Source organism: Roseovarius sp. BRH_c41, from assembly GCF_000961715.1.
GTDB lineage: Bacteria > Pseudomonadota > Alphaproteobacteria > Rhodobacterales > Rhodobacteraceae > Roseovarius.
Map to the genome: position 1 here is coordinate 70,677 of NZ_LADY01000025.1, position 18,940 is coordinate 89,616.

An 18,940-nucleotide genomic window follows, 5' to 3' on the forward strand; every position below is an offset into this window, starting at 1 on the left:
GGACGCAACGGGCCTTTTTGTCTAGAGGGCGCGGATGCAGTGGACCATACGTCCATCGGCTTGGAGAAGATGTATGAGACGGATTGCACTCGCTGCGGCACTCGCAGTGTTGGCAGGTCCGGTCGTCGCAGACGCGCCCGTGACCCGATTGATGGAACAGGAAATGCGCGCATTGCGCGCGATCTCAGGTGACAGAATGGCGAGCTATTTGAGCCGCCCCGAGACCGAGATCAGCTATTCGAGCACATGGCTTGATCAGCAAAGCCCAGCCGAAGGCGGAGCAGAGTGGCGCTGTCTGGCAGAGGCGCTTTACTTTGAAGCCCGAGGTGAAAGCATCAAGGGACAGTTCGCGGTGGCCGAAGTCATCCTGAACCGGGTTGATGATCCCTCTTATCCCAATACAGTTTGCGGCGTGATCCATCAGGGAACCGGCCGAAAATATGAATGCCAATTTACCTACACTTGCGACGGGCATTCCGACGTCATTGCAGAGCGCGCCGCCTATCAGACCGTGGGCAAAGTTGCCCGGTTGATGGTCGATGGTGCCCCTCGCAGCCTGACCAGCGGAGCAACGCATTACCATACCCGCGCCGTCGCCCCGCGTTGGGCCCGGCAGTTTCCACGCACGGCCTCTATTGGCGTGCATCATTTCTATCGGCAACCGACGCGTCTGTCCTCGAACTGAGTGGGTTGAACAAGGAAATAGCTGACTTTCACGACAATCGCGGTTGACTCGGGCGCGCGCGTCGGTAAAAGGCAGGCTTCATGAGGTATTCACGGGTGATCCTATTGCCCGGCGCAGGAGATAACCAATGGCGAAGCCGACGACCATCAAGATCCGTCTGAACTCGACCGCGGGCACGGGCCATTTTTACGTGACCAAGAAGAACGCACGCACCATGACCGAAAAGATGACCGTACGAAAGTACGATCCCGTGGTGCGCAAGCATGTCGAGTACAAGGAAGGCAAGATCAAGTAAGATCCCCCTTTCAGACCAGACAGCCAAAGCCGCGCCAACCCGAGCGCGGCTTTTTCTTTTGGGGCGCTCCGGTGGCCGGTGATTTTACCGCAAGAGTGTCTCCCATGCCCCAGTTTCTGATCCGCCCAGTCTTTCCCGCCGATCATGCCGCGATCTCAGATTTGCTCCGTTCGGCCTACGGTCTGCAGATGCAACGCGTGTATCCCGAGGCATTGGTGCGCCAAGCCGTTCCCATTCTCACCCGCTCGGCACCGACGCTCCTGTTTGGCGGGCGGTACTATCTGGCTGAGGTGGGCGAGGATGTGCTGGGCATTGCGGGTTGGAGCGATATAAGCCCATTTGGTCGGACCTGCCCTCTGGGACATGCGCATCTGCGGCATCTGGCCGTTGCGCCGGATTGGCAGGGCCGGGGAATTGGCCGGGCTCTGCTGGAGCATCTCAAGGTGACGGCGGGCCGGGCAGGCGTGCATCGCCTGCATTGCCTCTGTCCTCTGAATGCCGTGCCATTCTGCACTGCAGGTGGGTTTCAGTCGATGGGTGAGGTGGTTCTGGGGCTCTCGCCGGAAGTGAGCCTGCCCGCTGCGCAGATGTGCCACGAGTTGGAGCAGGGAATTGCACCGCGACCGGAGGTAATTGAGGCTGGTGCGACTCTGTGACCTGTGTCAGGGTCTTGTCCGTGATGCGCGTTTCATTGAGCCCTTTTCCGCGATTGATTTTGGTCTTCGCCCTCAGTGTGGCGATGGCCGCTGTGGGCTTTGCGCACCGCGGCAATGACGAGCGGAGCATGGACCCGGACTACCTCGCCTTTGTGGCGGCGGGGGGCACGGCGCAGGATCTCTGTGAAGACCATGTGGCGCAAGACGGTCCGTCGGGGCATTCAAAGCATCAGGCGACAAACGGCTGCGAGGCCTGTCGTCTGGTCGATGGCGTGCTACTGCCGTCCGCAGAGATGCCCTGCACGGCCTGGCTCGCTCCGCGTATCGTGGATTTGCGGCCCGATGGCTCTCATGGTCTGCGACTGGCAAGGTCGAATGTCTTGCCACAAAGCCGCGCTCCGCCGCGCGTCTGATTATTCAAAACCCCAGCTCATTTCAAACTCTGCCCTCGCGTTAGAGGGCCATCTCTGATGGAGATATCCATGACGTCGATTGATCCGGCCTACACCCCTGCGCAGGCGCGCCCCGGGGTTAACAAGTTCTATTTTGCGGCGTGGCGCTGGCATTTCTATGCCGGTCTGTTCGTGATCCCGTTCTTCTGCATATTAGCCGTTACCGGCATGATGATGCTTTGGATTTCATGGGTGGACGGGCGTGATGGAGAACGCACGCCGGTGGTGCCGCAAGAGGTGGCGCTGTCCGTGTCGGTTCAGGCTGAGGGGGCGCTCAGCGCTATTCCCGGCGGCACGCTCAAACAATACGTGGCCCCGCGTCGCGATGATCTGGCCGCGATTTTCCGTGTCGATCTGGAGGGCGAGGCCAATATGGTCGTCGTCGATCCCTATACGGCGCAGGTGCTTGAGATTTTCCCGCGCCGCTCTGGCTGGTATGACTTTGCGGATGGAATTCACAGCGAGTTGATGCTCGGCGTGACCGGTGATCGCATGCTGGAAATTGCGGCCTCTCTCGGAATGGTTCTGATTGCCACGGGTCTGTATATGTGGTGGCCGCGAGACGCAGGCTGGCGTGCGGCACTGATCCCCACGTTTGGGCGTGGGCGGGCGCTCTGGCGGTCGCTGCATGGCGTTCTGGGCTTCTGGATTTCCATTGTTCTGGCGTTCTTTCTGGTCTCGGGCTTAGCTTGGGCAGGGATCTGGGGAGAAAAGATGGTGCAGGCCTGGAGCCAGTTCCCGGCCGAGAAATGGGACAACGTGCCGCTCTCGGACGATATTCATGCCAGCATGAACCATGATCGCAAAGAGGTGCCTTGGGCGTTGGAGCTGACACCAATGCCGGCCTCTGGTAGTCACGCGGGGCATGGCGGGGTTGATGTCGACGCCGGAACGGCGGTCGATATCGACACGCTGGATACTTTGGCGCGCGAGATCGGCTTTGACGCGCGGTATCAGCTCAACCTCCCCAGCGGAGAAAATGGCGTCTGGACGATCAACCGGGACTCGATGAATACCGATGATACCGATCCTACCAGCGACCGCACGGTGCATGTAGATCAATATACCGGCAATATCCTCGCCGATGTGCGCTATGCAGATTATTCGCTGGCGGGCAAGGCGATGGCGGTTGGGATCGCGCTTCATATGGGCACACTGGGGCTCTGGAGCGTGCTGGCCAATACGGTGTTCTGCCTCGCGGTGTTGTTTCTCTGCGTCAGCTCCGTGGTGATGTGGTGGAAACGTCGCCCCGCCGGGGCAGGTGGACGTCTCTCGGCACCGCCACTGCCCAAGGATATGCCGATGTGGCAGGGCGCTGTGCTGGTCGGTTTGGCGGTGTCGCTGGCCTTTCCGCTTGCGGGGGTGACGTTGATCACAGTGCTCGCACTCGACGCTCTGATCTTGTCTCGCTTGCCTGCCTTGCGACGATTGGTGAGTTGAGCGAGGACGCGCACCCTTGATCGTCACGACTTGGCAACAGCCACCACTCCAAGAACCCCGCCCATCAGGCGGGGTTCTGTCGTTTTGTAGGTCAGAAGAGGAGTTGATGTGGGAATGGATGGGACGGAGATGCTCTAATGTGAAAAATAAGCAGATTTTCGCGAATCACTCTGGGGGTTTTGAGTGCCTGTGCTTGGGTTTATCGGGTTTTTTAGGGTAAAGTTGTGGGACGAGATGGCTTCTAAGAGGAAAAGTTATTAATTTATTGGGAAACCACGGGACATTCTTTAGAAGAAGCACCTGCACATATATTGTTATTAAAGGAGTATTATGCACAATATACGGTAATAAATTGTGATGCTTTGCCACATGATGTTGTTTTCTGGGTGTGTTGGGAACTAGATGCTGTAGCGAGTATCGTAAAAAACCGTTGCCATGGGAGCATTTCCCATTGTATGAAGAATGCACGATGAGGACGGGATCACAGAGGGGCGCAAAGACCCCGAAAACTCCCAAGTCAGGTTTCATACAGGCCCCCGCTTTCATCGAATAAAGAGATCCGGCGCGCGAGCGAGCAGACATCCCCCCAGGTGGCGCGCGCAGTCGGACACCCCCCGCTAGGCGGGACGAGGGCGGCGGGTTGATCAGTGGCAGCAGATCAACCCGCCGTTTCGTGTCTCAGGGGTTCGATTTCAAGCTGGGGCGAACAAGAGGACCAACGGGACAGTGGGCCGGATATTTAGAGGCGAGAGCCTCCACAAGGTGGATGGAAAGGGCAGGGTATCAATCCCGGCCCTGTTTCGCCGTGTGATCGAGGCCTCAGACCCGAACTGGACCGACGGCCTCAATCCCGAACTGATCATCGTCTATGGCGACCATCGGCGGCGCTACCTTGAGTGTTATACCATTGAGGCGATGCAGGAGGTCGATGACAAGATCAATGCCCTGCCACGCGGGTCTATGGAACGTAAAATGCTGCAGCGGATGTTCCACGGACAGAGCTTTCCCACATCGGTGGATGAAACCGGGCGGCTGGTGCTGCCCGCCAAGCTGCGCAAGAAGATCGAGCTTGACGATGAGGCGTTCTTCATCGCGGCGGGCGATACGTTTCAAATCTGGAAGCCTGAGACCTACGACGCCGATGAATTGTCGAAAACCGAGAATTGGCTGGAAGAATTCCCCGAGGATTTCGATCCGCTGATCCTCTTGGATCAACCGAAAGGGGCGTAAGCCATGGCTGCTGCCGCCGCCCCTAGAAACACCGCCCCACATATCCCCGTTCTGCTGCGCCCGTTGCTTGCGGCGGTGGCGCCGGTGCGCGGCGTGTGGCTGGATGGCACGCTGGGGGCCGGGGGCTATGCGCGCGGGTTGCTTGAGGCGGGCGCGGATCAGGTGGTCGGTGTGGACCGCGACCCGCTGGCGTTGGAGATGGCGCGGGAGTGGGGAGCGGAGTATGGCGACCGGCTGCGGTTGGTGCAGGGCAATTTCGCGCAGATGGATGACTATGCCGCGGACCTAGACGGTGTTGTGCTCGATCTGGGGGTGTCTTCGATGCAGTTGGATCGGGCGGAGCGGGGCTTTTCGTTTATGAGGGATGGTCCGCTTGACATGCGGATGAGTCAGGATGGGCCTACTGCGGCAGATTTGGTGAACACCACGGATGAGGCGGAACTCGCTGATATCCTTTATCTTTATGGCGAGGAACGGGCGAGCCGCCGGATCGCGCGGGCCATTGTCAAGGCGCGTGAAGTCACCCCGATCGAGTCGACGCTGCAACTGACGGGCATTGTCGAGCGCTGTTTGCCGCGTTCCAAGCCGGGGCAGGCGCATGTGGCTACTCGGAGTTTTCAGGCGATACGGATTGCTGTGAATGACGAATATGGATCTCTTATCGAGGGCTTAGAGGCAGCCGAGCGGGCGTTGAGGCCCGGCGGGCAGTTGGCGGTGGTGACGTTTCACTCCATCGAGGACAGAATGGTCAAGAGATTCATGCAGTTACGCTCTGGCGGCGGTGGCACCGGCAGCCGCCACGCGCCTGAGATAGAGCGTGAGGAACCGCAATTTTCCCTCAAATCGCGCAAGGCGATCGGGCCGGATGACGACGAACTGGCCGTCAATCCGCGCGCCCGGTCGGCCCGACTGCGCGTGGCGGTCCGTACGGATGTGCGGGCTGGACGTACGGAACGGTCACAGCTTGGGATGCCCATGTTGAAAGGAGAGCGATGATGCGCAGTCTGATTTGTGTTTTGACCGCGCTCTCGGTCATCGGTTTGGCGTTTTGGGCGTATCGCGAGAATTACCGGACCCAAGAGGCGCAGGCGCAGGCGCAGGCATTGCAGCGCGGCATTGGCGAGGCGCGCGCGCGGCTTCGGGTGCTCAATGCCGAATGGGCCTATCTCAACCGGCCAGACCGGCTGATGGATCTGGTGGAGTTGAACTACGACAAGCTGGGTCTTTTGCCCTTGCAACCCTATCAGTTCGGTCGGGTGGATCAGGTGGCCTTTCCCAAGCCGGTCGAAGTGCCGATCACCAATCCTGTTGATGTCTCGAACATGGAGCAGTTCCCATGATCCGCACCCCCCTGCGCCCGTTGGCGCGTATTCTGGAGGCCCGCAATCGTGGCGAGAATCCCGACGCCATCGAGCGCGAGAATATCCGCCTGCGGCATGAGGAGATGCGCGACCGGGCGCGACGTCGTGCCGAGGGGCGGCTTTTGGTTCTGTCTGCCGTGTTCTTTGTGGCCTTTGCCGTTGTCGGCGGACGGATGGCGGTTCTGGCGGGAACCGAGCCGGCGGAACCGGCGACCAGCGTTGCCGGATCGCAGATATTCGCACAGCGCGCGGATATAGTGGACCGCGAGGGGCGCATTCTTGCCACCAATTTCGACACGCATAGCCTCTATGCGCAGCCGCAAATGATGGTTGATCCGGCCCATGCCGCCGACCGGCTGGTCGAGATTTTTCCCGATCTCGAGCGGGAAAGGCTGATCAAGGATTTCACGGGTCCGCGTAAATTCCTGTGGATCAAGAAGAAGCTGAGCCCCGAGCAAAAGCAGGCGGTGCATGATATCGGTGAGCCGGGTCTGTTGTTTGGCCCACGCGAAATGCGGCTCTATCCCAACGGGCGGCTGGCGGCACATGTGCTGGGCGGCACCAGTTTTGGCCGTGAGGGGGTGCATGCCGCCGAATTGGTTGGAGTAGCCGGTGTTGAGCGGCATCAGGACGCGCGGTTGCGCGATCCGGCGCAGGCGCATGAACCGCTTGTTCTGTCGCTCGATCTGAGTGTGCAGGCGGCGATGGAGCGGGTGCTCTATGGTGGCATGAAGATCATGAACGCCAAGGGCGCGGCGGGTATCCTGATGGATGCAAAGAGCGGCGAGGTGGTGGCGGTGGCCTCGCTTCCGGATTTTGATCCCAATGATCGTCCCGCGCTGCCGACATCCGGCAGTCCCAGTGACAGCCCGCTCTTCAATCGGGCGGTGCAGGGGGTTTATGAGCTGGGCAGCACGTTCAAGGTGTTTCCGATTGCGCAGGCGATGGAGCTGAAACTTGTCACGCCGGACTCGATCGTCAACACCAAGAGCCCGATGCAATGGGGCAAGTTCCGGATACGGGATTTCAAGAATTACGGACCGGAATTGAGCGTCACCAAGGTGATCGTCAAATCTTCGAACGTGGGCACCGCGCGCATCGCGCTGGAAATCGGGGCCAAGCGGCAGCGCGAATTTCTCGATCAGCTTGGGTTCATCGACCCTGTGCAGTTGGAGATTGCCGAAGCCTCGGGGAGCACGCCGCTCTTGCCGAAGAACTGGTCAGAGTTGTCGACCATGACGATCTCTTACGGGCATGGTCTGTCGGTCAGTCCGATGCATCTGGCGGCCGGCTATGCAACGATTGCCAATGGCGGGCGTCGGGTGACGCCGACGCTTTTGCGCGATCCGACCCGCGCGCCGGGCGAGCGGGTGATGTCCGAAGCGACATCCGCCGCCATGCGCAAGATGCTGCGGCAGGTCGTGTCCGAGGGCACGGCAAGCCTTGGCGAGGTGCCCGGCTATGCGGTGGGGGGCAAGACCGGCACCGCCGACAAGCCCAAGGAACGCGGGGGCGGGTATTACAAGGACAAGGTCATCTCTACCTTTGCCAGCATGTTTCCGGCGCATGACCCGAAATATGTGCTGGTGGTCACGCTGGATGAGCCGGTCGAGACCTCTGGGGATGAGCCCCGCCGCACAGCGGGGTGGACCGCTGTGCCAGTGGCCGCTGAAATCATACGTCGCGTAGCGCCTTTGCTTGGGCTGCGACCCGAGATTGAACCCGGCCCGCTTGCTGCTATAAGCCTGACATCGAATTAAGCCGGAACGGGGCAGTGCGGTGGGGCAAATCAGAACATTGGCGGCATTGGGATTAACAGCCCAAGCCGGACGGCAGGCTGACATCACGGGCTTGGCGGTGGACAGCCGCGAGGTAAAGCCCGGCTATCTCTTTGCCGCTTTGCCGGGGACCAAGGTGCATGGCGCCGAGTTCATTCAATATGCGTTGCGGCAAGGTGCGGGTGCGATTCTGACCGATGCCATCGGCGCGCGGTTGGCGCAGGACTTTCTCAGCCTGAGCGATGCGGCGCTCGTGGTGGCCGAAGACCCGCGTCAAACGCTGGCCTTTGCCGCTGCGTTATGGTTCGGCGCGCAGCCCGAGACGATGATTGCCGTAACCGGCACCAATGGAAAGACATCCGTCGCCACCTTTACCCGGCAGATCTGGGAGCGGCTGGGTTTTGATGCGGTCAATCTGGGCACGACGGGGGTCGAGGGAGCCTATAGTGCGCCCCTTGGCCATACTACGCCCGAACCGATCACCCTGCACCGTATGCTGGCGAAATGCGAGTTGGCGGGTGTGACCCATGCCGCGATGGAGGCGTCGTCGCATGGATTGGCGCAGAGGCGTTTGGACGGCGTGCATCTGGTGGCGGCAGGATTCACCAATTTCACGCAGGATCACTTGGATTATCACGCCAGCTTTGACGAATATTTCGCAGCCAAGGCGGGGCTCTTCGCCCGCGTTTTGCCCGAGGACGGGGTTGCGGTGATCAATATCGACGATTCCCGAGGGGCCGAGATGGCGGCGATTGCCACCGAACGCGGGCAGGATCTCATCACCGTCGGGCGCGAGGTCGGGGCCGATCTGCGCCTGAAGGCGCAGCGGTTCGATGCCACGGGGCAGGTGTTGCGGTTTGAGTGGGAAGATGAGGTGCATCAGCTCCGCCTTGATCTGATTGGCGGGTTTCAGGCGGAGAATGTCCTCTTGGCCGCCGGGCTGGCGATCGGGGCCGGGGCCGATGCCGAGCGCGTATTCGAAACTCTGCCGGGAATGAAGACGGTGCGCGGGCGCATGCAGCTGGCTGCAACGCGGGACACTGGTGCGGCGGTGTTCGTGGATTACGCGCATACGCCGGATGCCGTGGCCACCGCGATCAAGGCGCTGCGTCCGCATGTCATGGGGCGGCTGATTGCGATCGTGGGCGCGGGCGGCGACCGGGACCGCGCCAAGCGGCCCTTGATGGGGCAGGCGGCGGGCACCTATGCCGATCTGGTGATCGTGACCGATGACAACCCGCGCTCTGAGGACCCGGCGAGTATCCGGGCGGCGGTGATGCAGGGCTGTCCGGGGGCGTCCGAAGTGGGCGACCGGGCCGAGGCGATCCTGCGCGGGGTGGATGCGCTGGGGCCGGGGGATGCGCTCTTGATCTGTGGCAAGGGCCATGAGACCGGGCAGGTCGTGGGCGAGGATGTCTTGCCCTTTGACGATGCGGAGCAGGCGAGTTTGGCGGTGACGGTCTTGGACGGGGGGCGGATATGAGCCTCTGGTCGGCGCAGGAGGCCGCTGCGGCCACAGGGGGGCGGGTGACGGGCGACTGGCAGGTGTCGGGCGTGTCGATCGACACGCGCACGTTGCAACGCGGTGATCTCTTCGTGGCGCTGAGTGCGGCGCGCGACGGGCATGAGTTCGTAGCCCAAGCGCTGGCCAAGGGGGCGGCGGCGGCATTGGTGAGCCATGTGCCCGAAGGGGTTGGAGGTGATGCGCCGCTCCTGCTCGTGGCGGATGTGCAGGCGGGGCTGGAGGCCTTGGGCCGCGCGGGTCGGGCGCGCAGCCGGGCGAAGGTGGTGGCTGTGACCGGATCGGTCGGCAAGACCTCGACCAAGGAGATGTTGCGCGACGTGCTGAGACATCAGGGCCGTACGCATGCGGCGGAGGCCAGTTACAACAATCATTGGGGGGTGCCGCTCACGCTGGCGCGGATGCCGGTCGATACGCAGTTTGCCGTGATCGAGATCGGCATGAACCATCCCGGTGAAATCGCGCCTCTGGCGCGGATGGCGCGGCCGCATGTGGCGGTCATCACCACGGTGGCGGCGGCGCATCTGGAGGCGTTCGAGGATATTGAAGGCATCGCCCGCGAGAAGGCCAGCATTTTTGAGGGGCTGGAGCCGGGCGGCGTGGCGGTGATCAATGCCGATATCGCAACGGCGCCGATCCTGCGGGCCGAGGCCGTGCGCCATGCTGCGCGGATCCTCAGCTTTGGCACCGCGCGGGGCGCGCATCATCGCCTGCTCAACGTCGAACTGCATGACCGTGTCACCGTGGGCCACGCCCGCGCCTGGCGCTCGCCGCTGGTCTACAAGGTCGGTGTGCCGGGCCGGCATTTCGCGATGAACGCGTTGGCTGTGCTGGCGGTGGTGCAGGTTCTGGGCTGTGACCGGGCCGTGGCGATGGCCGATCTGGCAGGCTGGGCCCCGCCTGCCGGGCGCGGCACCCGCGAGGAGCTTGTGCTTGATCTGGCCAGCGATGGGATGAGCATTGATCTGATCGACGACGCATTCAACGCCAATCCGACCTCGATGGCCGCAGCACTCGAGGTTCTGGCGGCGGCGCAGCCGCGCGATGGTGTCGGGCGCGTGGCCCGTGGGCGGCGTATTGCAATTCTGGGCGATATGTTGGAATTGGGCGCGGATGAAGTGGCGATGCACGCCGGATTGGCCGATTTGCCATATATGGCGCAGATCGACGAAATCCATTGCGTGGGGCCGCGCATGCGCGCGCTCTGGGAGTTGTTGTCCGAGGGCCGGCAGGGCCGCTGGGCCGCGACCGCCGAGGATCTCGCGGCGCAGGCGCACCGACTGATCGATGCGGGTGATGTTGTGTTGGTGAAGGGTTCCAAGGGGAGCCGGGTGAGCCTTGTGGTCGAGGCGCTGCGGCGCGCGGGCCGAGTGGCAGAGGAAGGATAGCGAAATGCTCTATTGGCTGACCATCTGGTCGGATGGCGGGGATTTCTTCAATCTCTTCCGCTACATCACGTTCCGTGCGGGCGGAGCCTTTATGACGGCGCTGATCTTTGGGTTCCTGTTCGGGCCACCCCTGATCCTTGTACTGCGCAAGCGGCAGGGCAAAGGGCAACCCATTCGCAGCGACGGGCCGGAGGGGCATTTTTCCAAGGCGGGCACACCCACTATGGGAGGGCTCTTGATCGTGGGTGCGCTCTTGACCTCGACCTTGCTCTGGGCGCGGTTGGACAATCCCTATGTCTGGCTGGTGCTGTTCGTCACGGTGGCCTTTGGCCTGATCGGATTTGCCGACGATTACGCCAAGGTGAGCAAGCAGAACGTCAAGGGCGTTTCGAGCAAGGCGCGGTTGGGGTTGGGCTTTGTGATCGCCTTTATCGCGGCCTACTGGGCCGGGCTGCATCATCCTACTGAATTGCAATATCAATTGGCGCTGCCGGTCTTCAAGGATGTGCTGGTCAACATGGGGTTCTTGTTCATCCCCTTTGCGATGTTCGTGATCGTCGGGGCGGCCAATGCGGTCAATCTCACCGATGGTCTGGACGGTTTGGCGATTATGCCGGTGATGATCGCCTCGGCCGCGCTGGGCGTGATTGCCTATACCGTGGGTCGGGTTGATTTCACCGATTATCTGGGGCTGCATTATGTGCCGGGCACAGGGGAGATCCTGATCTTTGTCGCCGGTCTGGTGGGCGGCGGTCTGGGGTTCCTATGGTATAATGCGCCGCCTGCGGCGGTCTTTATGGGCGATACCGGATCATTGGCGCTGGGCGGGGCATTGGGTGCGATTGCGGTGGCGACCAAGCATGAGCTGGTGCTGGGCATCGTCGGCGGGCTCTTTGTGGTCGAAGCGCTGTCGGTCATCATTCAGGTGCTCTATTTCAAACGCACCGGCAAGCGGGTGTTCCTGATGGCGCCGATCCATCACCATTACGAGAAAAAGGGCTGGGCGGAGCCGCAGATCGTGATCCGGTTCTGGATTATCGCGCTTATTCTGGCGATGGTCGGGTTGGCGACGCTGAAACTGCGGTGAGAAGAGAGCGGGGTGGGGTCTGAAGGGGCCTTTCGTCTGCCACTCGCGCGGAACAAAGGCGCGAAGCGCCGCCGCGCGATCGCTGGGCCGTCCCGCGGCCTAGCGATTTGGAGGCGTCGCGCAACGCTTAGGAGTTATACGGCCTTCTCGGGCATAAACTGGCAGTTCCCATGGTCGCATCGCTAGTCCCCGGCCCAGCGACCGCGCGGCTCATCGCTTGGGGCGAAGTCAGCAACAGCCCCCTTCTCTCAAACCGGCCTCTGCCCGCCGATCTTGAGCGTCAGATCTGCTGCGGCTTCGGCCACTTGACGTCCGATCGCGCTGAGGCGGGCGTCCGGCAGGCGGGCGGCAAGGCCCGAGACCGAGATGGCACAGACCGCCTCGGCCTGAGGCGACCAGACCACGGCGGCAAGGCAGCGCAGGCCGGTCACATGTTCTTCGTCATCGAGCGCATAGCCTTGGGCGCGGATGCGTTTGATGTCGACCATGGCAGTGCTCAGGCTGCGGTGCGAACGCTTGGTCATCGGATGAAACCCGGTCCGCGCCACGAAATCCGCAATATCGGCGTTTGGCCAAGTCGCGAGAATCGCCTTGCCCATGCCGGAGCAAAAGGCAGGCACGCGCCCGCCCGGTGGCGAGATGGCGCGCATGATTTCACGGCTTTCGACCTGTGAGAGGGTGACAAGCTCATCCTGATCGAGAATCCCGAGATTGGCGGTCTCGCGCGTGGCATCGCGCAAGCGGCGCAGGAGCGGCAAGGCCGGGGCCACGAAATTATGCCGCCGGGAAAACGCCGCCCCCACCGAAAAGGCACCACGCCCCACATGCCAGAGCGCGCGGTCGGAATCGAACTGGGCGAAATGCTGTAACTCCAGGGTGGTCAACAACCGATGCGTGGTCGAGACCGCCAAGCCTGCCAGACGGGCGAGGTCCGACACCCGTGCGCCTTCGTCCTGCTGGCTGAGAAGTTGCAGCAGGCGCAGCGCGCGGGCGACGGATTGAACGCCTTGGGATTGAGGGTCTGACATGTTCGGTATACCTTTCCATACAATGGAAAACATTTTTCCCGTCCTTACAAGTACAGTGCCGCTGAAGTAGCTGCAAATCCAATGAATTTCCTGATTTTCGGAAGGGACGACCATGACCACATATGTTGAGCGTCACGGCCTGAGCGTGGCGGCACCGCTGGCCCGCCTGATCGAGGACGAGGTAGTGTTGGGGCTGAGTGCTGACGCATTCTGGTCGGGCTATGCCGCACTCCTGCGGGATCTGGCCCCGAAGAACGCGGCGCTTTTGGCCAAGCGCCGCGAGTTGCAGGTGCAGATTGACGGCTGGCACCGGGCGCGGCGCGGGCAGCAGTTTGACGGGGCGGCGTACCGCGAATTCCTGACCGAGATCGGCTACCTTGTGCCGGAACCGGAGGCGTTCGAGCTGGGCACGCAGAACGTTGATGCAGAGATTGCGCAGGTGGCCGGGCCGCAATTGGTCGTGCCGGTGATGAATGCGCGCTTTGCGCTCAATGCCGCGAATGCGCGGTGGGGTAGTCTTTATGATGCGCTCTATGGCACCGATGCGATTTCCGGCACGGCGCAGGGGCCGGGCTATGACGCTGTGCGCGGCCGCCAGGTGATTGCATGGGCGCGGGCGCATCTCGACAAGGTTGTGCCACTGGCTGCCGGGTCCTGGGCGGATGTTGACGCCTTGGAGGTGGACGGCGGGTTGCGTGTCACGGTCGGAGGCCAAGTGACTGGGCTGGCGGATGCGGCGCAGTTTGCGGGCCATACCGAGGGCGGCAGTGTGATGCTGCGCGTCAACGGGTTGATGATCGAGATCGTGATTGATCCTGCCTCGGCGATTGGTCGCGATGATCCGGCAGGCATTGCCGATGTGCGGATCGAGAGCGCGCTGACCGCTATACAGGATTGCGAGGATTCGGTGGCGGCGGTGGATGCCGACGACAAATGCGTGGTCTATGGCAATTGGCTGGGCCTGATGCGCGGCGATCTGGAAGAGCGGTTCGAGAAGGGTGGGCGTTTGTTGACCCGGCGGCTCAACCCGGATGTGAGCTATATTGATCCAGAGGGGCAAGAGGTGGTGCATCCCGGGCGTGCGCTGATGCTGGTGCGCAATGTGGGTCTCTTGATGACCACCGATGCGGTGCTGCTGGAGGGCAAGGAAACGCCCGAGGTGATGCTGGATGCAGCCGTCACGGTCGCGGCGGCGATGCATGATCTGGCGCGGGGCGCGGCGGGCAACTCGCGGGTGGGATCGGTTTATATCGTCATTCCCAAGCTGCATGGGCCGGAGGAATGCGCCTTTGTCGATACGCTCTATGGGCGGGTCGAGGAGATGCTGGGGCTGCCGCGCAATACGGTCAAGCTGGGCGTGATGGACGAGGAGCGGCGGACCTCGGCCAACCTCATGGCCTGTATCAAGGCGGTCAAGGATCGCTGCGTCTTCATCAACACCGGGTTTCTGGACCGCACCGGCGACGAGATCCACACCTCGATGCAGGCGGGGCCGGTCATTCCCAAGGGCGAGATGCAAAAGGCGATCTGGCTTGCGGCCTATGAGGCCGGGAATGTCGATGCGGGCCTTGCGGCGGGCATGACGGGGCGCGGTCAGATCGGCAAGGGCATGTGGGCCAGACCCGATGACATGGCCGATATGCTGGAGGTCAAGATCGCGCATCCCAAGGCCGGGGCCAATACCGCCTGGGTGCCGTCGCCCACGGCGGCGACGTTGCATGCCACGCATTATCACCAAGTTGATGTGGCGGGGCTGCAAGCGGCGTTGAAGGGCCGGGATCGTGCATCACGCGCTGAATTGCTGACGCCGCCGATGATGGTGGGGCGGAACCTGTCGGGCGAGGAAGTGCGGCGCGAGTTGGACAATTCCTGTCAGTCGATCTTGGGCTATGTGGTGCGCTGGGTCGATCAGGGCATTGGCTGTTCCAAGGTGCCGGACATCAACGATGTGGCGCTGATGGAGGATCGGGCAACCTTGCGCATTTCGTCGCAATATCTGGCCAACTGGTTGATCCATGGCATATGCTCGGCCGAAGAGATCGACGCGTCACTGCGGCGGATGGCCCCCAAGGTGGATGCGCAGAACGCGCAGGATCCGGCTTACCGCCCGATGGCCCCCGATTTCGACGGGGCGGCGTTCAAGGCGGCGCGGGATCTGATCTTTGAGGGGGCAAAGCAGCCCTCGGGATATACAGAGCCGCTGCTGCATGCGGCGCGGCGTGGGGTCAAGGCGGCATAAGGGGCTAGGCCATGATGACAGTGAAACGGCTCGATCTGGCGGATGCCGGGGTGCTCTTGGCGGGCGCGCGCGCCAAGGCGGTGGAGGTGGGCGTGCCGATGTGCATCGCCATCACCGACGAGGGCGGCAATCTGGTGGCCTTCGAGCGGATGGATGGCGGCAAGGTGACGTCGATCACCATCGCCATCGACAAGGCGTTCACCGCTGCCGGGGCCAAGAAGGCGACGCATGAATATGGTGAGGTCAGCCAGCCGGGCAAGCCGGTCTACGGCATCGCCTCGGCCATTGGCGGGCGGCTGATGGTGGTGGGCGGTGGTCTGCCGGTGCTGGTGGACGGCGAGGTCGTGGGCGGCATCGGCGTGAGTTCAGGCACGCCGATGCAGGACCGCGAGGTCGCCGAGGCCGGGATCGCGGCGTTTCTGGCGAAGCTCTAAACTTCGGCGGGGGCCACGGCCTGCTGAAAATTTGTAAAGAACTGCGCGGCGAGCTTTTTCGCCGTGCTTTGAATGAGGCGGCTGCCCAATTGCGCGAGCTTGCCGCCAATGTCTGCACGGGCGGTGTAGCGCAGGGTGGTCACGCCCTCCTCTTCGGTCAGGGTCACATCCGCGCCGCCCTTGGCATGGCCTGCGGCCCCGCCATTGCCCTGACCCGTGAGGGAAAACGCATCCGGCGCGCCGGTGGTGTCGAGCGTGACGGTGCCGGTAAAGCGCGCCTTGACCGGGCCGATCTTGAGCACGACGCGCGCTTCCAATTCCGTATCGGAATGTTTGATCAGTTCCTCGCAGCCCGGAATGCTCTGACGCAGGATCTCGGGATCGTTGAGGGCGGCATAGACGCGGGATTTGGGCGCGTTGAGGGTGATTTCGTCGGCGAGGTCCATGGGGGTCTCCTTGATTTAAACGGGGGATTTCAGCTCTGGCGCTGGCCCTGGCGGCGGTGCTGGACGATCTGGGCCAGAATTGAGAGCGCGATTTCCTCGGGGGTGACAGCGTTGATCGCAAGGCCCGCTGGGGACTGGATACGCGCGAGCGCCTCCGGGGTGGCGTCAAGCCGCGCCGCGAGGGTGGCGAATTTGCGGCGGCTGGCGACAAAGCCGATATAGTCGGCCTCAGAGGCCAGCGCCGTGCGCAGCGCGTCGAGATCGCCCGCGCCCTGGGTGGCGATAACCACCATGCGGGCGCGGGTGGCGGCGGGCTGGGGGCTTGGCTCTGTGGTGATGTCAAAGCCGAAGGGCTGGGCGAGGGTCGCCAAGGCGAGGGCCACCGGCGAAGCGCCCAAGATCACCAGTTCGGGGCGGGGCAGGACAGGTTCGACGAAAATCTCCATCGCGCCCTTGCTGGGGCAGCCGTTGCGGGCGATGTCGCGGCCCTGATGGGTCTGGCCGGGGGCGAGGCCCTGCGCGGTCAGATCCTCGTCGGGCTGGATCGAGATCAGGCGCGGGGCGCCTTCGGCGATGGCGGTTCGGGCGGCGCGGGCAATCGCGCCGCGCACGCAACCGCCGCCGATCCAACCCTCAGAGATCGTGCCATCGGCAAGGATCAGCGCCCGCGCGCCGGGCTTGGCGGCAGTGGCACCCACGGTGCGGATCACCGTGGCGATGGCATAGGGTTCGCGCGCCTCTGCAAGGCGGCGGGTAGCGAGATCAAGCGTGTCGGTTTCCATGTCAGAGACGCACCAGTTGGGGGCCAAGGGCGGCCAGATCATTGAGCGTCGTGGCGGCTGCGAAAAAATCGAGATGCGGCAGGGCGGCGGCCATGGCGGCGGTCACGGGGGCGTAATCCTTCCAGCCTTTCAAGGGGTTGAGCCAGATGATGCGACCACCCCGTTTGCGCAGGCGGGTGAGCGCCTCGGTCAGGGCCTCGGGCGGGTCGGTGTCATAGCCATCCGAGAGGATCACCACGACCGTGCGGGAATTGACGCAATGGCGCGCCGGGCCACGGGCGAATTGCGCGAGGGATGCGCCGATTTTCGAGCCGCCGCCAAAGCCATCCGCCAAGAGCGACAGGCGGTTGAGGGCGCGCAGCGGGTCAGGGTCGCGCAGCGCGTCCGAGATGCGCACAAGGCGGGTGTGAAAGAGCCAGGCATCCGTCGCGTCATCGGCGCGAATGAGGCCGGTGAGAAAGGCGAGAAACACCCGCGCATAGATCGTCATCGAGCCCGAGACATCGCAGAGGGCGACGATTCGCATCTGTCTGTCGGGGCGTTTCTTGCGTGGGAGCGAGAGTGGCTCGCCCCCTGTTGAGAGGCTGGCGCGGATGAGGCGGCGAAAGTGGATTTGATCGCCGCGGTGGGCGGCGCGGCGGCGGGACCGCCTGTAAGCGAGCGATTGCGCAAGGCGGCGGGCGATGGTTTCGGCCTCGGCAATGTCCTGCGAGCTGACCAGTTTGCGCATGTCGTGGTGCATCAGGCTGGCGGTGCGGCTGGCGATGAGGGTGCCGGTGCCGTCGCCATGGGCAGAGCCTGCGCCATCGTCGGGGGCGTGGATTTGGCCGCGCGCGGTGCTGTCCTCACCATCCGGATTGCGGGAGTTGCGGGTGTGCAGTGCACCCTTGCGGTCGCTTTGGCTGAATTTTTCGCGCACCCGGCCGGCGTTCAGCCAATAGCTGTCAAACAGCGCGTCGAACTGCGCCACCTCATCGGCGGTGCTGGCGCAGACCGATTTGAGGGCGCGGCGCGTCTCGTCGGGGTTGGTCGCGTTGATATGCGTGAGGGCGGTGAGGGCTGTTTGTGTCTCGCCCACGCCCAGGCGCAAGCCGTTGTCGCGCAGGTGGGATATGAAGCCTGCGACGCGCGCAGATGGTCCCGGATCGCGGGCGGCAAAGCGGGTGGCGCGGCTCATGCGGCCTGACCTGCGAGGCGCTGCGCCACTTCGGTGGTGATATTGGCGCGGTCGGTTTGGGTCTTGAGCAGCGTGGCAAGGGCGGCTTGCAAGATCACCGGATCATGGGTCAGATCGTTGATGCCGAGCCCGGCGAGGGCGGCGGCGAAATCGAGGGTTTCGGCAATGCCGGGGGTCTTTTCCAGGTCTTCGCGGCGGATCGCCTGCACGAAACCGACGATCTGGCGGGTCAGATTCTGGTCGATCTCGGGGCAACGGCTTTGCAGTATTGCAAGCTCTGCGGCCCGGTCTGGGTAGTCGACATGCGCATAAATGCAGCGCCTGCGCAGCGCGTCCGAGAGGTCGCGGGTGCCATTGGCGGTCAGGATCACCATGGGCCGCGCCGTGGCGGTGATGGTGCCCATCTCGGGGATGGTGATCTGGAAATCGGACAGGATTTCAAGAAGATAGGCCTCGAATTCCTCATCGGCGCGGTCGATCTCGTCAATCAGCAGAACCGGTGGTTCTGCCTGTCTTATCGCCTGCAAAAGGGGTCGTTCCAGCAGATACTCATCCGAGAATATCCGCGCCTCGACGCCTGCGCCGGTCTCGCCCCCTTCGGCGGCGGCGCGGATGGCGAGCAATTGGCGCGGGTAGTTCCATTCGTAGATGGCCTGTGCCGCGTCGAGCCCTTCGTAGCATTGCAGGCGGATCAGGCGCGCGGATTTGAGCGCCGCAAGCACGCGCGCCACTTCGGTCTTGCCCACGCCTGCCGCCCCTTCGAGCAGCAGGGGCCGCCCGAGCGAGAGCGCGATATGCAGCGCCATGGTCAGATCGTCACCGGCGATATAGCCGTGATCCGCCATGCCTGCCTGCAAATCGCGCCAGTCCGCCATGCTGTCCCGCTCCTTCAACTTGCTGAAAATACTCCGGGGGGCCGGGGGGGTAGCGCCCCCCGTCC

At 63.0% G+C, this 18,940-nt stretch carries 19 protein-coding genes; 14 read left to right on the plus strand and 5 right to left on the minus strand.

Translation table 11 applies throughout. The features are described from left to right. Positions 1-73 precede the first annotated feature (73 nt). The 12 genes from VR71_RS08245 (at position 74) to mraY (ending at position 11,894) form a co-directional block, all read left to right on the plus strand. Positions 74-685: a cell wall hydrolase gene (locus VR71_RS08245; protein WP_040650757.1), complete on the plus strand. Its 612-nt coding sequence runs from the start codon at positions 74-76 to the stop codon at positions 683-685. A 127-nt stretch (positions 686-812) separates the two neighbouring features. After that, positions 813-980: a 50S ribosomal protein L33 gene (gene rpmG, locus VR71_RS08250; RefSeq protein ID WP_007799108.1), complete on the plus strand. Its 168-nt coding sequence runs from the start codon at positions 813-815 to the stop codon at positions 978-980. A gap of 104 nt (positions 981-1,084) precedes the next feature. Next, positions 1,085-1,636, plus strand: coding sequence for a GNAT family N-acetyltransferase (locus tag VR71_RS08255; RefSeq protein WP_009819367.1), 552 nt, complete (start codon positions 1,085-1,087; stop codon positions 1,634-1,636). Positions 1,637-1,659: 23 nt separating this feature from the next. Further along, complete coding sequence (locus VR71_RS08260; RefSeq protein WP_009819366.1) at positions 1,660-2,049, plus strand: hypothetical protein; 390 nt, start codon at positions 1,660-1,662, stop codon at positions 2,047-2,049. A gap of 69 nt (positions 2,050-2,118) precedes the next feature. After that, positions 2,119-3,528 carry a PepSY domain-containing protein gene (locus tag VR71_RS08265; protein WP_045682961.1) on the plus strand — a complete coding sequence of 470 codons (1,410 nt, stop codon included), beginning with the start codon at positions 2,119-2,121 and terminating at the stop codon, positions 3,526-3,528. A 726-nt stretch (positions 3,529-4,254) separates the two neighbouring features. Continuing rightward, positions 4,255-4,758 (plus strand): division/cell wall cluster transcriptional repressor MraZ, encoded by a 504-nt coding sequence (mraZ, locus tag VR71_RS08270; RefSeq protein WP_296430106.1) that lies wholly within the window; start codon positions 4,255-4,257, stop codon positions 4,756-4,758. A 3-nt stretch (positions 4,759-4,761) separates the two neighbouring features. Next, the gene (gene rsmH / locus VR71_RS08275; RefSeq protein WP_045682889.1) at positions 4,762-5,754 is read left to right on the plus strand and encodes a 16S rRNA (cytosine(1402)-N(4))-methyltransferase RsmH; all 993 of its coding nucleotides are present in this window, start codon (positions 4,762-4,764) and stop codon (positions 5,752-5,754) included. Then, a complete protein-coding gene (locus tag VR71_RS08280; RefSeq protein WP_009819362.1) occupies positions 5,751-6,098 on the plus strand; it encodes a cell division protein FtsL in 348 nt (115 codons plus the stop codon). The genes rsmH and VR71_RS08280 overlap by 4 nt, the downstream gene beginning before the upstream one ends. Next, positions 6,095-7,879 carry a penicillin-binding protein 2 gene (locus tag VR71_RS08285; RefSeq protein ID WP_045682891.1) on the plus strand — a complete coding sequence of 595 codons (1,785 nt, stop codon included), beginning with the start codon at positions 6,095-6,097 and terminating at the stop codon, positions 7,877-7,879. Before VR71_RS08280 ends, VR71_RS08285 begins: the two co-directional genes overlap by 4 nt. Positions 7,880-7,898: 19 nt before the next feature. Then, positions 7,899-9,380: a UDP-N-acetylmuramoyl-L-alanyl-D-glutamate--2,6-diaminopimelate ligase gene (locus VR71_RS08290; protein ID WP_045682894.1), complete on the plus strand. Its 1,482-nt coding sequence runs from the start codon at positions 7,899-7,901 to the stop codon at positions 9,378-9,380. Further along, on the plus strand, positions 9,377-10,807 hold the full coding sequence (gene murF, locus VR71_RS08295; protein WP_045682896.1) for a UDP-N-acetylmuramoyl-tripeptide--D-alanyl-D-alanine ligase: 1,431 nt from the start codon (positions 9,377-9,379) through the stop codon (positions 10,805-10,807). Before VR71_RS08290 ends, murF begins: the two co-directional genes overlap by 4 nt. Positions 10,808-10,811: 4 nt before the next feature. After that, a complete protein-coding gene (gene mraY / locus VR71_RS08300; protein ID WP_009819358.1) occupies positions 10,812-11,894 on the plus strand; it encodes a phospho-N-acetylmuramoyl-pentapeptide-transferase in 1,083 nt (360 codons plus the stop codon). Positions 11,895-12,142: 248 nt separating this feature from the next. On the opposite strand, the gene VR71_RS08305 is transcribed toward mraY, so the two are convergent. After that, a complete protein-coding gene (locus tag VR71_RS08305) occupies positions 12,143-12,922 on the minus strand; it encodes an IclR family transcriptional regulator (protein ID WP_009819357.1) in 780 nt (259 codons plus the stop codon). Between the two features lie 112 nt (positions 12,923-13,034). Between VR71_RS08305 and VR71_RS08310 the strand changes: the two genes are divergently transcribed. Both VR71_RS08310 and VR71_RS08315 read left to right on the plus strand, forming a co-directional pair. Then, positions 13,035-15,161 carry a malate synthase G gene (locus VR71_RS08310; RefSeq protein WP_045682899.1) on the plus strand — a complete coding sequence of 709 codons (2,127 nt, stop codon included), beginning with the start codon at positions 13,035-13,037 and terminating at the stop codon, positions 15,159-15,161. Between the two features lie 11 nt (positions 15,162-15,172). Continuing rightward, positions 15,173-15,595, plus strand: coding sequence for a heme-binding protein (locus tag VR71_RS08315; protein WP_045682901.1), 423 nt, complete (start codon positions 15,173-15,175; stop codon positions 15,593-15,595). Here VR71_RS08315 and VR71_RS08320 read toward each other — a convergent pair. The 4 genes from VR71_RS08320 to VR71_RS08335 are packed head-to-tail and all read right to left on the minus strand — an operon-like array spanning position 15,592 to position 18,875. Then, positions 15,592-16,041, minus strand: a complete 450-nt coding sequence (locus VR71_RS08320) for a CoxG family protein (RefSeq protein WP_045682903.1) — start codon at positions 16,039-16,041, stop codon at positions 15,592-15,594. The genes VR71_RS08315 and VR71_RS08320 overlap by 4 nt on opposite strands. 29 nt (positions 16,042-16,070) lie before the next feature. Next, positions 16,071-16,865 (minus strand): XdhC family protein, encoded by a 795-nt coding sequence (locus VR71_RS08325; RefSeq protein ID WP_367118644.1) that lies wholly within the window; start codon positions 16,863-16,865, stop codon positions 16,071-16,073. Beyond that, entirely contained in the window at positions 16,825-18,000 is a 1,176-nt protein-coding gene (locus VR71_RS08330) for a VWA domain-containing protein (RefSeq protein WP_045682905.1), read from the minus strand. Before VR71_RS08330 ends, VR71_RS08325 begins: the two co-directional genes overlap by 41 nt. After that, complete coding sequence (locus VR71_RS08335) at positions 17,997-18,875, minus strand: MoxR family ATPase (protein WP_045682907.1); 879 nt, start codon at positions 18,873-18,875, stop codon at positions 17,997-17,999. The genes VR71_RS08330 and VR71_RS08335 overlap by 4 nt, the downstream gene beginning before the upstream one ends. Positions 18,876-18,940 lie beyond the last annotated feature (65 nt).

Excerpts from the sequence above, each read along its gene's own strand:
- VR71_RS08280 (WP_009819362.1), top strand. The coding sequence starts at position 5,751 with ATGATGCGCAGTCTGATTTGTGTTTTGACCGCGCTCTCGGTCATCGGT.
- rpmG (WP_007799108.1), top strand. The coding sequence starts at position 813 with ATGGCGAAGCCGACGACCATCAAGATCCGTCTGAACTCGACCGCGGGC.
- VR71_RS08245 (WP_040650757.1), top strand. The coding sequence starts at position 74 with ATGAGACGGATTGCACTCGCTGCGGCACTCGCAGTGTTGGCAGGTCCG.
- murF (WP_045682896.1), top strand. The coding sequence starts at position 9,377 with ATGAGCCTCTGGTCGGCGCAGGAGGCCGCTGCGGCCACAGGGGGGCGG.
- mraY (WP_009819358.1), top strand. The coding sequence starts at position 10,812 with ATGCTCTATTGGCTGACCATCTGGTCGGATGGCGGGGATTTCTTCAAT.
- VR71_RS08330 (WP_045682905.1), bottom strand. The coding sequence starts at position 18,000 with ATGAGCCGCGCCACCCGCTTTGCCGCCCGCGATCCGGGACCATCTGCG.
- VR71_RS08285 (WP_045682891.1), top strand. The coding sequence starts at position 6,095 with ATGATCCGCACCCCCCTGCGCCCGTTGGCGCGTATTCTGGAGGCCCGC.
- VR71_RS08255 (WP_009819367.1), top strand. The coding sequence starts at position 1,085 with ATGCCCCAGTTTCTGATCCGCCCAGTCTTTCCCGCCGATCATGCCGCG.
- VR71_RS08310 (WP_045682899.1), top strand. The coding sequence starts at position 13,035 with ATGACCACATATGTTGAGCGTCACGGCCTGAGCGTGGCGGCACCGCTG.
- VR71_RS08305 (WP_009819357.1), bottom strand. The coding sequence starts at position 12,922 with ATGTCAGACCCTCAATCCCAAGGCGTTCAATCCGTCGCCCGCGCGCTG.
- VR71_RS08320 (WP_045682903.1), bottom strand. The coding sequence starts at position 16,041 with ATGGACCTCGCCGACGAAATCACCCTCAACGCGCCCAAATCCCGCGTC.
- VR71_RS08315 (WP_045682901.1), top strand. The coding sequence starts at position 15,173 with ATGATGACAGTGAAACGGCTCGATCTGGCGGATGCCGGGGTGCTCTTG.
- VR71_RS08335 (WP_045682907.1), bottom strand. The coding sequence starts at position 18,875 with ATGGCGGACTGGCGCGATTTGCAGGCAGGCATGGCGGATCACGGCTAT.
- rsmH (WP_045682889.1), top strand. The coding sequence starts at position 4,762 with ATGGCTGCTGCCGCCGCCCCTAGAAACACCGCCCCACATATCCCCGTT.
- VR71_RS08260 (WP_009819366.1), top strand. The coding sequence starts at position 1,660 with ATGCGCGTTTCATTGAGCCCTTTTCCGCGATTGATTTTGGTCTTCGCC.
- VR71_RS08325 (WP_367118644.1), bottom strand. The coding sequence starts at position 16,865 with ATGATCTGGCCGCCCTTGGCCCCCAACTGGTGCGTCTCTGACATGGAA.
- VR71_RS08265 (WP_045682961.1), top strand. The coding sequence starts at position 2,119 with ATGACGTCGATTGATCCGGCCTACACCCCTGCGCAGGCGCGCCCCGGG.